Annotated in this window: 10 protein-coding genes; 7 read left to right on the forward strand and 3 right to left on the reverse strand. The window is 73.7% G+C overall.

Annotated features, from left to right (window positions below; all coding sequences use genetic code 11):
• Window positions 1-10: 10 nt before the first annotated feature.
• The gene (locus ACFYYB_RS01445; protein ID WP_389432533.1) at window positions 11-961 is read right to left on the reverse strand and encodes an aldo/keto reductase; all 951 of its coding nucleotides are present in this window, start codon (window positions 959-961) and stop codon (window positions 11-13) included.
• 494 nt (window positions 962-1,455) lie between these two features.
• On the opposite strand from ACFYYB_RS01445, the gene ACFYYB_RS01450 reads away from it, so the two are divergent.
• Window positions 1,456-2,607 (forward strand): substrate-binding domain-containing protein, encoded by a 1,152-nt coding sequence (locus ACFYYB_RS01450; protein WP_389432535.1) that lies wholly within the window; start codon window positions 1,456-1,458, stop codon window positions 2,605-2,607.
• Window positions 2,608-2,940: 333 nt separating this feature from the next.
• Window positions 2,941-3,933: a hydroxyacid dehydrogenase gene (locus tag ACFYYB_RS01455; RefSeq protein ID WP_389433439.1), complete on the forward strand. Its 993-nt coding sequence runs from the start codon at window positions 2,941-2,943 to the stop codon at window positions 3,931-3,933.
• A 9-nt stretch (window positions 3,934-3,942) separates the two neighbouring features.
• On the opposite strand, the gene ACFYYB_RS01460 is transcribed toward ACFYYB_RS01455, so the two are convergent.
• A complete protein-coding gene (locus ACFYYB_RS01460; RefSeq protein WP_389432536.1) occupies window positions 3,943-4,731 on the reverse strand; it encodes a sugar phosphate isomerase/epimerase family protein in 789 nt (262 codons plus the stop codon).
• Window positions 4,728-5,813, reverse strand: coding sequence for a LacI family DNA-binding transcriptional regulator (locus ACFYYB_RS01465; RefSeq protein ID WP_389432537.1), 1,086 nt, complete (start codon window positions 5,811-5,813; stop codon window positions 4,728-4,730). Before ACFYYB_RS01465 ends, ACFYYB_RS01460 begins: the two co-directional genes overlap by 4 nt.
• Before the next feature lie 237 nt (window positions 5,814-6,050).
• On the opposite strand from ACFYYB_RS01465, the gene ACFYYB_RS01470 reads away from it, so the two are divergent.
• The 5 genes from ACFYYB_RS01470 to ACFYYB_RS01490 all read left to right on the forward strand — a co-directional run bounded on the left by ACFYYB_RS01470 (window position 6,051) and on the right by ACFYYB_RS01490 (window position 13,478).
• Window positions 6,051-7,175, forward strand: coding sequence for a Gfo/Idh/MocA family protein (locus tag ACFYYB_RS01470; RefSeq protein ID WP_389433440.1), 1,125 nt, complete (start codon window positions 6,051-6,053; stop codon window positions 7,173-7,175).
• Window positions 7,172-8,329, forward strand: coding sequence for a dihydrodipicolinate synthase family protein (locus ACFYYB_RS01475; RefSeq protein WP_389432538.1), 1,158 nt, complete (start codon window positions 7,172-7,174; stop codon window positions 8,327-8,329). Before ACFYYB_RS01470 ends, ACFYYB_RS01475 begins: the two co-directional genes overlap by 4 nt.
• Window positions 8,326-9,165 (forward strand): sugar phosphate isomerase/epimerase family protein, encoded by an 840-nt coding sequence (locus tag ACFYYB_RS01480; RefSeq protein ID WP_389432540.1) that lies wholly within the window; start codon window positions 8,326-8,328, stop codon window positions 9,163-9,165. The genes ACFYYB_RS01475 and ACFYYB_RS01480 overlap by 4 nt, the downstream gene beginning before the upstream one ends.
• A gap of 143 nt (window positions 9,166-9,308) precedes the next feature.
• Window positions 9,309-11,702, forward strand: coding sequence for a polysaccharide lyase 8 family protein (locus ACFYYB_RS01485; protein ID WP_389432541.1), 2,394 nt, complete (start codon window positions 9,309-9,311; stop codon window positions 11,700-11,702).
• Between the two features lie 141 nt (window positions 11,703-11,843).
• A complete protein-coding gene (locus ACFYYB_RS01490; RefSeq protein ID WP_389433441.1) occupies window positions 11,844-13,478 on the forward strand; it encodes a N,N-dimethylformamidase beta subunit family domain-containing protein in 1,635 nt (544 codons plus the stop codon).
• Window positions 13,479-13,604: the final 126 nt, after the last annotated feature.

Below are 13,604 nucleotides of genomic sequence, written 5' to 3' on the forward strand. Positions count from 1 at the left end.
AGGGCTCCGGTCAGCCGGCGGCAGCCTCCGCGACGGCGTCGACCTCCGCGAGGAGTTCGACGTCGAGCGGCCGGTCGGCGACGGCGGCGTTGGCCCGTACCTGCTCGGCCGAGGTGGCGCCCGCGATGACGGAGGCGCAGCCGGGCTGGGCGGAGAGCCAGCCGATGGCGAGTTCCAGCACGGTGCGCCCGTGCTTGTCGGCGAGCACCGCCAGGGCTTCCACGATGTCGAGGCGCTCGTCGGTGAGGTAGGCGTCGCGGCCCTCGAGGCGGGAACCCGCGGGAACGGGCGCGCCCCGGCGGATCTTCCCGGTGAGCAGCCCGTTGGCCAGCGGGAAGTACGGCAGCACGCCCACGCCGTAGTGGAGGGCGGCCGGGACCAGCTCGCGCTCCGCCGACCGCTGGAGCAGCGACCATTCGTTCTGGGCCGACACGAAGGGCGCCGCGCCGGTCTCGCGGGCCACGTGGGCGGCTTCGGCGAGCTGCCATCCGCTGAAGTTGGAGTGGCCGATGTAGCGGATCTTGCCCTCGGTGACGAGTTCGGTGAGCGCGGCGAGCGTCTCGGCCACGGGAACGTCCGGGTCGGGGCTGTGGAGTTGGTAGAGGTCGATGTAGTCGGTCCCCAGGCGGGTCAGGGAGGCTTCGACCGCCCGCCGGATGTAGGCGCGGCCGGCGCGGGAGCCGGCGGCGGGTCCGTAGCCCATGTCCACGCCGTCGTAGCCGAACTTGGTGGCGAGGACGACCTGGTCCCGGCGCCCCTTGAGGGCCTCGCCGAGGTGGCGTTCGGAGCCCCCGGCGCCCCCGTAGATGTCGGCGGTGTCGAGGAGGGTGATGCCCGCGTCGAGTGCTGCGTCGACGACGGTACGGGTGGCCTGGGCGTCGAGGCGGCCGCCGAAGTTGTTGCAGCCGAGCCCGATCGCCGAGACCTGAAGACCTGAACTGCCCAGGGGGAGATGGCGCATTCTTTCGTTCCTCCGCACTCGTCCGGCACGTGATCGACAGGACGGCAGTGTAGATCGCCGCCCGGCCCCCCGGGGATGCGGGCGGGCGTCCCGTGCGGCCCCTTCCGACCCCCTCTTGGTGCCCTCGGAAGAGGTCGGCGAGCCGTTTTCCGATGGCCCGGCCCTCGTCCACGGAGCAGACCGCGAGGTCGGAGTCCGCAGCCGCTGCCGCCCCGGCCGGTTCGGGGACGGCGTAGGAGTTCACACGATCGCAAAAGACCTCGCGGACGGCCGGCCGAGCAGCAGCCGTCGGGCGGCCGGGCGCGGGCGGGCGGGCGGAGCCGGTCCCTCAGGGGTGGCTCGGTGCCGGGGCTCTCCCCGTTCCTCGGAGGCGAACAGCGTCCGGCCGACGTCGCCTTGACCTGATGCGATCGAATCGATCGTTTCGGCTTTCTGTGGTGGAATCGAGCGGCACGTACCGCCGACCACGGACCAGGCAAGCCGCAGGGGGATCCTTGAGACCACATGTCGACCAGCGCCAGGCCCGGGTTCTCGCCCTCGTCCGGGAACGGGGCACTGCCCGTGTCGCGGAACTCGCCGGAGAGCTCGGCATTTCCCCCGTGACCCTGCGGCGGGACGTAGAGGCGATGGCGGCGCGGGGCGAGATCCAGCGGACGCACGGGGTGATCAGCCGGCTGGGGTCCGACCCGGCCGGCGTGGAGCCGGCCGGGGTGGAGCCGGGCGCCGCAGGCACGGGCGCCGGTACGGAGCGCGGCGCCGCAGGGCCGGTGATCGGAATGGTCGTACCGACCACCGAGTACTACTTCGCGGACGTGGTCCGGGGGGCCCGCGAGGTGGTCGAGGCGAGGGGCGCCCGGCTCGCCGTCGGGCTGACCCGGTACCTCGCGGGCGAGGACCGCACCCAGGCGGAGCGGCTGCTTTCGACGGGGGCCGACGGGCTGCTCCTGACCCCGACCTGGCAGGCCGGAACGCCCGGACCAGGCGAAGGGGCGTGGACGGCCGAACTGCCGGTGCCCACCGTCCTGGTCGAGCGGTGGGCACCGCCGGGGCATCCGGCGGCCTCCCTGGACCGGGTGGCCTCCGACCACGCGGACGGCGCGGCGCGGGCCGTGCGGCACCTGGCGGAACTGGGCCACAAACGGATCGCGCTGGCCAGCCGCGAGACCCCGACGTCGGGGCGGCTGGGGACGGGCTTCGCGGCGGCCGTGGCCACCCTCGGACTGGAGCCCGCGCCGGCGTGGCCCGCCACCGGGGCGGCCTCCTCCGCCGCCGCGGGCACGGCGGCCGGGGCGGCGTCGCTCGCGGAGGCCGAGCCCTTCGCGCGGACCCTGGACTACTTGTGCGCGGCGGTGGCCGAGGGTGGGGTGACCGCCGCCCTGATCCACAGCGACACGGACGCGATCATGCTGATCCCGCGGCTCCAGGCGCGGGGGGTGCGGGTGCCGGAGGACCTGGCGGTGATCACGTACGACGACGAGGTGGCCGAGCTGGCCGACGTACCCCTGTCGGCGGTGGCCCCGGCCAAGCGGGAGGTGGGGGCCCGGGCGGCCGGGATGCTGCTGGACCGGCTGGAGGACCGCGCGGCGGGGCGGGAGGGGCCGCGGCAGCATCTGGACCTGCTTCCCCGGCTGACTGTCCGCCCGTAGCCGCAGCCCGTGGTCACAGCCCGCAGCCCTGCATGGATCCGAGACCATCACATGCGCGTATTGTGTGTTCGTTTCGATCGAATACTCGATGCGGCCTTGACGACATGATCGCGCGAGCAAAAGGATGAGGCCCGCGAACAACTCCGGGGCCGCCTCTTTGGGGAGCGGCGGCCCCGGAGCCCCTTCGCCCGTGTCGCTCCCGGCGCCGCGGCCGGGGTTTGTGACCATCGGGACTTCGGATCTCACCGCAGGAGCCGTCAAGTGACCCACCCCGCCGCCGGCTCCGCCCCCTCCCCTCCCTCCTCGCCCCGCAGGCCGGTGACCGTGCTCGCCATGAGCCCCGGGACCCGGGCCGCCGTCCTCGGCGACCGGATCCTTCCGGAGCTGACCCGCGTCGCCGACGTGGACCCCGCGCTCCTCGTCACCGACTTCGGCCGGGCCCGCTCCGAGGAGGGCCTGCGCCGCAGGCTGGCCGTGACCGAGGTCCTGTTCACCGGGTGGGGCTGCCCTCCGCTGGACGCGCGGGCACTGGAGCTGATGCCGGAACTCCGGGCGGTCGTGCACGCGGCTGGGAGCGTCAAACACCATGTCACCCCCGCCTGTTGGGAGCGCGGGCTGCTCGTCTCCAGCTCGGCCGCCGTGAACGCCCTGCCGGTGGCGGAGTACACGCTCGCCGCCATCCTCTTGTCCAACAAGCGCGTACTGGACTCCGCGCACGCCTACCGGGCGGCCCGCGGCCACATCGACCCGCTCCGCCACTACCCCGCCGTCGGCAACTACCGCCGTACCGTCGGCCTGGTCGGCGCCTCGCTCATCGGCCGGCGCGTGCTGGAGCTGCTGCGCCCCTTCGACCTGCGGGTGCTCGTGCACGATCCCTACGCCGATCCGGCCGGCCTCGCCGCCCTCGGCGCCGAGGCCGTCGCCCTGGACGAACTGCTCTCCCGCAGCGACGTGGTGAGCCTGCACGCCCCCGAGCTGGCGGAGACCCGCCGTCTGCTGGACTCGGCCCGGCTGGCCCTGATGCCGGACGGCGCCACCCTCGTGAACACCGCGCGCGGCTCGCTCGTCGACACCGCGGCGCTGACCGCGGAGCTGGTCTCGGGCCGGCTGCACGCCGTACTCGACCACACCGAGCCGGAGGTACTGCCCGCCGACTCCCCGCTGTACGACCTGCCCAACGTGCTGCTCACCCCGCACGTGGCCGGTTCCCTGGGCGGCGAACTGGACCGCCTGGCAGCATCGGCCATCGAGGAAGTGGAGCGCTACGCCCGGGGCATCGACTTCCGCCATCCCGTCGACCGGGCCCGGCTGACCCGTTCGGCCTAGGCCGTCGCCCTACGCCGCGTCCCGGACCAGCCGCTCCAGGTACTCCCGGCCCGGCCCGAGCCGCTCGGGGAGTTCGTCGGCGGCGGGGTACCAGCGCTTCTCGTACTCCCAGCAGAGCCAGCCGTTCCGCGGCGCGAGGGCCACCGCCTCGGCGAGCGGCAGCGCGCCCCCGCCGAGCCCGAGCGGGGTCAGCTCCCGCGCGGACGCCACGTCCTTGACCTGTACGTACCCCAGGTGCCGGGCGAGGGCCCGGCTCGACTCGGCCGGGGACTCGCCCCCGAGCCAGGTGTGCAGTACGTCCCACAGCGCGCCCGCGCCCGGATGCGCGACCCGGTCGAGAACCCGGGCCGTGGCGGTCCCCGTGCGGTGCGAGTCGTGGGTCTCCAGCAGGATCCGCACCCCGTGCCGCTCGGCGAACGGCGCGGCGGCCCGGAGCCTGCGGACCGCGTGCCCGTCGGCGTCGGCAGGCGGCTGTTCACCGCCGCCGGGGAAGACCCGTACGTAGGGGGCTTCGAGGTCGGCGGCGAGCCGGACCAGGGCCTGGACCTCGGCGAGGACGGGCTCGTCGGGGCCGGGCGCGGCGACCCTGGCGTACCCCGCGACTCCGAGGACGGTGACGCCCGCGGAGGTCAGGGTGCGCAGGCCGGCCGCGCGGTCGGCGGCGGAGCTGGCGGGATGCAGGGGCTCCTCGGGGTGGGCCCGCAGCTCGAGCCCCTGGTATCCGTGCGCGGCGGCCAGGCCGGCGCTGCGCTCCAGCGGGGTGCCGGGCAGGCCGAGGGTGGAGAAGGCGTACTTCACGGACGGCCCCCTTCGGTGGTGACGGCGGGCGGAGGCCCGGTGGAGGCGCGCACCGTCAGTTCGGCGGGAAGCGTCGTGATGCCGCCCGGGGGCAGCGCTCTGCGGCCCGTGACGAGCTGGGCCGCGAGCACCCCGGCTTCGCGCAGCGGCAGCCGGACCGTGGTGAGGGCAGGGGCGGTGTCCACACAGACCGGCAGGTCGTCGAAGCCCGCGACGGAGACGTCCTCGGGTATCCGCAGGCCGGCTTCGCGCAGGGCCGCGGCGACGCCGGTGGCGACGGTGTCGTTGGCGGCGGCCACGGCGGTGAAGGGCGTCCGGCGGCGGAGCAGTTCGCGGGTGGCGTCGTATCCGGCGGAGCGCTCGAACCCGGCGTGCACGGTGAGCCCGGCGCAGTGCGCGGGCAGCGCGGGGTCGTGCTCGCGCAGGGCGTCCTGGTGTCCGGCGAGGCGCTCTCGGGTGGTGCTGAGGCCGGGCGGGCCGGCCACGTAGGCGATGTGCCGGTGCCCGAGCGTGAGCAGGTGCTCGGTGAGCCGGAAGGCGCCGCCCCGGTCGTCGAACATGACGGTGGCGACGGGGAGTCCGGCGGGCATGGGGAGCGGGGGCCGCCCGCACAGCACGACCGGGGCGCCGGTGGCCGCGATGCGGGCGAGCCGGGCGGCGAGCGCCCGGGTGTGGTCCGGTTCCTCCACGGCGCCGCCGGTCAGGACGACCCCGCCGGCCCGCTGGCCTTCCAGGAGGGCGAGGTAGTCGAGCTCGGCGGCCGGGGCGCCCTCGGTGTTGCAGACGACGGCGAGCCGACGCGGGCCGCCCTGTCCGCCGGGGGTCAGGGCGCTCTGCAGGGATCCGGCGAGGATCCCGAAAAAGCTGTCGGCGACATCGTGGACGAGGACGCCGATCAGGTCCGAGGTCGCGGCGGCGAGGGCCCGCGCGGGGCCGTTGGCGATGTAGCCGAGGTCCTCGATCGCCCGCTCCACGCGGGTCCTGGTGGCGCCCGCCACCGGGTACCCGCCGTTCAGCACGCGCGAGACCGTGGCGGGCGATACGCCCGCGTGCACCGCCACTTCGGCGAGTGTGACCGCCATGATCCCCTCCTTCCGATCTGTCCCGGGTCATCGTCTCACCCGACGTGTGGATCTCCATAGTCGCCGACGAAGAAAGCGCTTTCTATCACCCGTAAGAGTCTTGCGTCTCGTCGGGGAGCGGCCCTAGCCTGATCGCAGAGAAAGCGCTTTCTATTCGTTTTCTCGGCAGCTCCACACAGGAACACGCAACAAGACGAAGGAGGGGACACCGTGCAGCGCAGGACGATCAAGATCGCCATGAACGGCGTCACCGGGCGGATGGGATACCGCCAGCACCTGGTCCGCTCCCTGCTCGCACTGCGCGAGCAGGGCGGGCTCGACCTCGGCGACGGCACGGTGCTGTGGCCGGAGCCGGTGCTGGTCGGGCGCCGCGAGGCGGCCCTGCGGGCCATCGCGGAGCGGCACGGCCTGGAGCACGTGAGCACGGACCTGGCCGCGGTGCTGGCCGACCCCGAGGTCGAGATCTACTTCGACGCCCAGGTCACCAGCGCCCGCGAGGCGGCCGTGCGGCAGGCCGTGGCGGCCGGCAAGCACGTGTACTGCGAGAAGCCCACGGCCCTCACCTTCGAGTCCTCCCTGGAGATCGCGCGGCTGGCCGACGCGGCCGGCGTCAAGCACGGGGTGGTGCAGGACAAGCTGTTCCTGCCGGGCCTGCTGAAGCTCAAGCGGCTCATCGACGGCGGCTTCTTCGGCGAGATCCTGTCCGTGCGCGGGGAGTTCGGCTACTGGGTCTTCGAAGGAGACTGGCAGCCCGCCCAGCGCCCCTCGTGGAACTACCGCTCCCAGGACGGCGGCGGCATCGTCGCCGACATGTTCCCGCACTGGGAGTACCTGCTGCACGAGCTGTTCGGCCGGGTCCGCACGGTGCAGGCGCTGACGCGCACCCACATCGGCCGCCGCTGGGACGAGGAGGGCAAGCCGTACGAGGCCACCGCGGACGACGCGGCGTACGGGATCTTCGAGCTGGAGGGCGGCGCCGTCGCGCAGATCAACTCCTCCTGGGCGGTGCGGGTCAACCGTGACGAGCTCGTGGAGTTCCAGGTGGACGGGACGCACGGCTCGGCGGTCGCCGGGCTGCGCGGCTGCCGGATCCAGCACCGCGCGACGACCCCGAAGCCGGTGTGGAACCCGGACCTGCCGCTGACCGAGACGTTCCGCGACCAGTGGCAGGAGGTCCCGGACAACTCCCCCGCCGACAACGGCTTCAAGGCCCAGTGGGAGCTCTTCCTGCGCCATGTCGTACGGGACGAGCCCTGGCGGTGGGACCTGCTGGCCGGGGCCCGCGGGGTACAGCTGGCCGATCTCGGGCTGCGCTCCTCGGCGGAGGGCCGACGGCTCGTGGTCCCGGAGGTGGCGCTGTGAGCATCCGGCTCCCCTCGGCGGACGGCGGGCTGCGGCTCCACGCGCCCGTCACCGCTCCGCTGGCGCCGCTCACCTGCGGCCCGGCCCGCAGCCGCACCTTCTACTCGGCCGCGCACGTGGTGGCCGATCCCCTGGCCGCCGCGGCCGATTCCGGACCGGTCGTCGACTGGGAGTCCACGCTGGCCTTCCGGCGCACGCTCTGGGCGCAGGGACTCGGGGTCGCCGAGGCCATGGACACGGCGCAGCGCGGGATGGGCCTGGACTGGCCGGCCGCGGCCGAACTGATCCGCCGTTCGACCGCGGAAGCCCGGTCGGTGGGCGGCCGGATCGTCTGCGGGGCGGGCACCGACCAGCTGGCTCCGGACACCACGCATTCCCTGGCCGCCGTCACCGCGGCATACGAGGAGCAGCTGACGCTCGTCGAGGAGTGCGGGGCGACGGCCGTACTGATGGCCTCCCGGGCCCTGGCCGCGGCGGCGCGCGATCCGGAGGACTACCTGGAGGCGTACGGGAGGCTGCTGCGGCAGAGCTCCCGGCCGGTGGTCCTGCACTGGCTGGGGCCGATGTTCGACCCCGCGCTGGAGGGGTATTGGGGGCACGCCGGTCTGGACGAGGCCACGGACGTCTTCCTGAAGATCATTTCCGAGTGTCCGGAGAAGGTCGACGGCATCAAGGTCTCGCTCCTCGACGCGGGGCGCGAGGTGGACATCCGCCGGCGGCTGCCCGCGGGCGTGCGCTGCTACACGGGCGACGACTATCACTATCCGGAGCTGATCGCCGGGGACGGCGAGCTGGCCAGCGACGCCCTTCTGGGGATCTTCGACCCGATCGCCCCGATCGCGGCGAGGGCGGCGCTCGCCCTCGACCAGGGCGATACGGCCGGATTCCGGGAGCTGCTGGATCCGACGGTGGCGCTGTCCCGGCACCTGTTCACCCCGCCCACCCGCTACTACAAGACGGGCGTCGTGTTCCTGGCCTGGCTCGCGGGACACCAGGATCACTTCGCGATGGTGGGCGGGCTGCACTCGGCCCGCTCGCTCCCCCATCTGGCCACGGCCTACGAACTGGCGGACGACCTCGGGCTGTTCCCGGACCCGGAGCTCGCCGAGGACCGGATGCGACAGCTGCTGGCGCTGCACGGAGTGGCCTCGTGAGCCCGGCACCGGCGCCCGCCCGGTTCAGCCTGAACCAGGAGACGATCCGGCAGTGGTCCCTTCCCGAGCTGGTGGCCGGGTGTACCGCGGCCGGGGTCGGTGCGGTGGGGCTGTGGCGCGATCCCGTCCAGCGGTTCGGGGTGCGGGAGGCCGCGAAGCTGGTCGCCGACGCCGGACTGCGCGTCAGTTCGCTGTGCCGGGGCGGCTTCTTCACCGCCGCCGATCCGGCCGGGCGGGCGGCCGCCCTCGAAGACAACCGCCGTGCCGTGGAGGAAGCCGCCGAACTGGGCGCCGACACGCTGGTCCTGGTCTCGGGCGGCCTGCCGGACGGCGACCGGGATCTGGCGGGAGCCCGACGGCGGATCGTCGACATCCTGGGCGAGCTGGTCCCGTACGCCGCCGGGCACGGGGTGCGGCTGGGGATCGAGCCGCTGCACCCGATGTACGCGGCGGACCGCTGCGTGGTCTCCACCCTCGGTCAGGCCCTGGACATCGCCGAGGAGTTCCCGGCGTCGCGGGTGGGCGTGGTCGTCGACTCCTACCACCTGTGGTGGGACGAGCGGCTGCCCTCCGAGGTCCGGCGGGCCGGAGAGGCCGGACGGATCGTGTCCGTCCAGGTCGCCGACTGGGTGACGCCGCTCCCCGAGGGCGTGCTGCTGGGGCGGGGACAGCTGGGCGACGGCTCGATCGACCTGAGGGCCTTCCGGGAGCTGACCGACTCCGCGGGGTACCTGGGGCCGGTGGAGGTGGAGATCTTCCATCCCGGGCTGTGGGCCCGGGACGGCGCCCAGGTGCTGCGGGAGGTGATCGACCGCTACCGCGAGCACGTCGCATGAGGTGAAGGGGGGCGTGAGCCGAAGTACACGGGGACGGGCTGTACGGGGACGAGGTGCACGGGGGGCCGCAGCACACGGGGGACCAAGTACACGGGGGACGCAGCGTTTCGGGCGAATCGGCGTTTCAGTCAAAGGAGACTGTGATGACAGATGTGTGGAGCCGCCGTGCCTTCCTCACGGCGGTCGGCGGCGGCGTGATGCTGCTCGGTACCCCCGTCCTCCCGGCGACCGCCGGGACGGTGGCCTCGGTGCACGCCGCCATGCGCGCGGTGTGGCAGGGCCTCGTCCTGGGCGCCGTGTCCTCCCCCACCGCGGAACCCTTCCGCACCCGGCTGGCCGCGCTGGGTGCGCAGGCCGGGCAGTGGCGCACCTCGATGGCTCCGGCGACCGGCTCGCTCTGGCCCGATCAGGTCTTCACCACCGACCCCGAGTGGATGGCCCAGAGCTACTACCGGCTGCGGACGATGGCGGAGGCCTATGTCAGACCGGGCACGGGGCTCACCGGCGACGCCGCGCTGCGGACGGCCGTGCTGACCGGGCTGGACCATCTCCACGCCCAGGTCTACAACGCCGGCCAGGCGCGGTACGGAAACTGGTGGTGCTGGCAGATCGGCGCCCCCCAGGCGCTGCTCGACACGGTCGTCCTGATGTACGACCGGCTCTCCGCGGCCCAGCTCACCGCCTACTGCGCCGCCGTGGACCACTTCGTCCCGGATTCCACGGTCGGCGCGTACACGGGGACCAGTACGGGAGCGAACCGGGTGGACCTGTGCCGGGTGCTCGCGCTGCGCGGTGTGGTCGGCGGCGACGACGCGAAGATCGCCCTGGCCCGGGACGCGCTCTCGCCGGTGTTTCCGTACGTCACCTCCGGCGACGGGCTCTACCGGGACGGCTCCTTCATCCAGCACACCTACGTCGCGTACACCGGCTCGTACGGCTCGGTCATGCTCGGCGGACTGGGCATGCTGTTCGGCCTGTTGAAGGGGACGGCCTGGGAGGTGACGGACCCCGGGGCGCAGATCGTCTTCGACGCGGTGGAGCACGCGTGGGCGCCGTTCCTCTACAACGGGCTGATGATGGACGCCGTATCGGGGCGTGCCCCCAGCCGGGGGGTCCAACTGGCCGATCCCCTCCAGGCCCAGCTGGACGACCACACCCGCGGGCACTCGGTCCTCGCCGCGATCCTGCTCCTCGCCGAGGGTGCGTCCGCCGCCGAACGGACCCGCTGGCGCGGACTGGTGAAGGGCTGGACCGCGCGGGACTACTACAGTCCCCCGCTGGCGGACGCCACGCAGGGTCTGTCGGCCCTGGCCCGCCTCGCGGAGGTCGCGGCGGACGCCACGGTGACGGCGGTGCCCGAGCCGGTGGCGCACCGGCTGTTCCCCTCGATGGACCGGGCCACGCACCGCAGGCCGACGTGGGCGGCCTCCCTGTCCATGGCCTCGAAGCGGATCACGCACTACGAGACGGGCAACGGGGAGAACCTGCGCGGCTGGCACACGGGCAGCGGCATGCTCTCCTGGTGGGGCGCAACCTCCGGGAACGGCCAGTACTCGGACGCCTTCTGGCCCACGGTCGATCCCTACCGGCTGCCCGGGACCACGGTCTCCCGCAAGGCCCTGGCCGACGGGGCCGGGGGCAACTGGGGCGCCTCCCGGCCCGACGCCACCTGGGTGGGCGGCACGACCGACGGGGAGTTCGCCTCGGTGGGCCAGCACCTGAAGGGGCTGGGCAGCACGCTCACGGCCCGCAAGTCCTGGTTCTTCCTCGCCGACACGGTCGTCTGCCTGGGCGCCGGGATCGGCTCCACGGACGGCGCCGCGGTCGACACGGTCATCGACAACCGGAACCTGGGCGCGACGGGCACGCACGCCCTGACCGTGGGCGGCACGGTCCAGCCGGTCACCCTGGGCTGGACCGCGTCCTTCCCCGGGCCCGGCTGGGCGCACCTGGCGGGCTTCGGCGGCTATGTGATGTCGGGTTCGGGCACCTTCCGGGCGCTGCGGGAGGCCCGCACCGGCCGGTGGAGCGACATCAACCGGAGCGCTTCCACCACCGCCCTCACCCGGCGCTACCTGACCCTCTGGTACGACCACGGGACGAACCCGACCGCCGGCAGCTACGTCTACCAGCTGCTGCCGGGCGCCTCGGCCGCCCAGACTTCGGCCCGGTCCGCCGCCACCGGATGGCTCACGGTGCTCGCCAACAACCCGACCGCCCAGGGAGTGGCGGTGGGCTCGCTCGGCTTCACCGGGGTGAACTTCTGGCAGCCCGCGACGATCGGTGCCCTGCGGGCGAGCGCCCCGTGCTCGGTCACGGTGCGGGAACTCGGCGACGGCACGGCCGTGGTCTGCGTCTCGGATCCGACCCGCACCCTGCCGGGACTGACCCTGGTATGGAACCGGCCCGTCACCCAGGTGCTGTCCCAGCCGACGAGCGTGGTCTCGGCGAGCACAGGGTCCGGGCTCCAGCTCGGCTTCGGCAGCCTCGCGGCCCTGGAGGGGGCGAGCCAGGTGGTGAGGGTCAAGCTGGGGTGATCTCCGGCCCACCCGACCTCTGGCCCGTCCGATCCCCGGCTCATCCGATCCCCGGCTCATCCGATCCCCGGCTCATCCGATCCCGGGACACTCCGCGGGGCGACAAAAGCCGAGCCCACAGGGTGACATAGCGTGACCCGTATGGATCAGGAGCACATATCCGGGGACGGCGAAGGCGCGGGCAGGCGGCGGTTCCTCGCCCTGGCGACGGGGGCCGCGGCCACCGCCGCCGGGCTGGCAGCCGTGGCCGGCTGCGCGAACGGCGACGCCGGAAAGCCGGACGGGGCGGACGGGGCGGGGACCGGCGAGAGCCCGGCACCGTCCGGTCCGCCCGGAAAGAAGGAGGGGCCGCACGGCTTTGACGTCCGGGCGGAGAACGCCCGTCCGGGGAACGCCGACTGGCAGGTCTCCAAGGCCGGCCCGGCCCGCGCCATCGAGGGCTTCGCCGACCGGGTCAGCGTGCTGCCCGGCGAGTCCTTCGGCCTGCACGTCTCCACCACCGCACCCCGGTTCACCGTCTCCGCGTACCGCATGGGCTGGTACGGCGGCGCCCGGGCCCGCCTGGTCTGGCGCTCCGAGGCCCTGCCCGGGGTGCGTCAGCCGGACCACACCGTGGAGGCCGCGACCCGTACGGTCCGCACCCGGTGGGCCCGTAGCACCACCGTCGAGACCAGGGACTGGCCCGAGGGCTGCTACCTGCTGCGCCTCGACGCGCAGGGCGGCGAGGGCCAGCGGTTCGTCCCCGTCACCGTGCGGTCCGCCGCGACGGCCGGACGTACCGTCGTGGTCAACGCGGTGGCGACCTGGCAGGCGTACAACCGCTGGGGCGGCTACGGCAGTTACGACGGCCCCAGCGGCGGATACGCCTCGCGCTCGCTCGCCGTGACCTTCGACCGGCCCTACGAGTACGACGACGGCGCGGGTCTCTTCCTCGTGTACGAGGCTCCGCTGCTCGCGCTGGCCGAGCGGCTCGGCATCCCCCTGGCGTACACGACGACCACCGACGTGGCCCGGGAGAAGCGCCTGCTGGAGGGTGCCGCGGCGGTCCTCTCCCTCGGCCACGACGAGTACTGGTCACCCGAGCAGCGCGCGCACGTCACGGCGGCCCGGGACGCGGGCAGCAACATCGCGATCCTGGGCGCGAACTGCTGCTACCGCCGGATCCGGCTGGAGGCCTCCGAGCTCGGACCGGACCGTACGGTGGTCTGCTACAAGTCCTCCTACGCGCAGGACCCCGGCTTCAAGCGCGGCCACCCCGCCACCGTCGACTTCCGTTCCGCGCCGGGCGCCGACCCGGAGAGCTCGCTGCTCGGCGTGATCTACGACGGCTACCCGGTGGACGCCCCGTACGTGGTGACCAACCCGGGCCACTGGCTCTTCGAGGGCACCGGCGCGAAGGCCGGCGACAGCTACCCGCACCTGGTCGGCGTGGAGTACGACAAGGTCGACACCGGTTTCACGACTCCGCGTCCGATCGAGATCCTGGCTCACTCCCCCGTGGTCTGCGAGGGCCGCCCCAGCCACCAGGACACGGCGTACTACACGACTCCGAGCGGCGCCGCCGTCTTCGCGACGGGGACGATGCGCTGGGTGGAGGCCCTCGACGCGAAGGGCGACGGGCGCGGCGGAGCCAACCACGGCCTGGACGCGCGCTCGGGCGCCCTGACCACCCGGGTGACGGAGAACCTGCTCCGCGTCTTCGCGGCCGGCCCGGCGGGACGGACCCGTCCGGCGCGGGACAACGTGAAGGCGGTGTACGGGGGCCCGGGCGCGTGAGGCGCTCCACCGCCCCGAGCGCCGCTGCCCCCATACCCATTGGACTCATCCCGTAAGGGCTGTTTAGGATCATGTCGCGGCATCGCGTGTCGGTCACCGGCTGGGTGAGGCATGGAGGTGCCGAGA

Source organism: Streptomyces sp. NPDC002886 (genome assembly GCF_042888445.1).
Classification (GTDB): Bacteria; Actinomycetota; Actinomycetes; order Streptomycetales; family Streptomycetaceae; genus Streptomyces.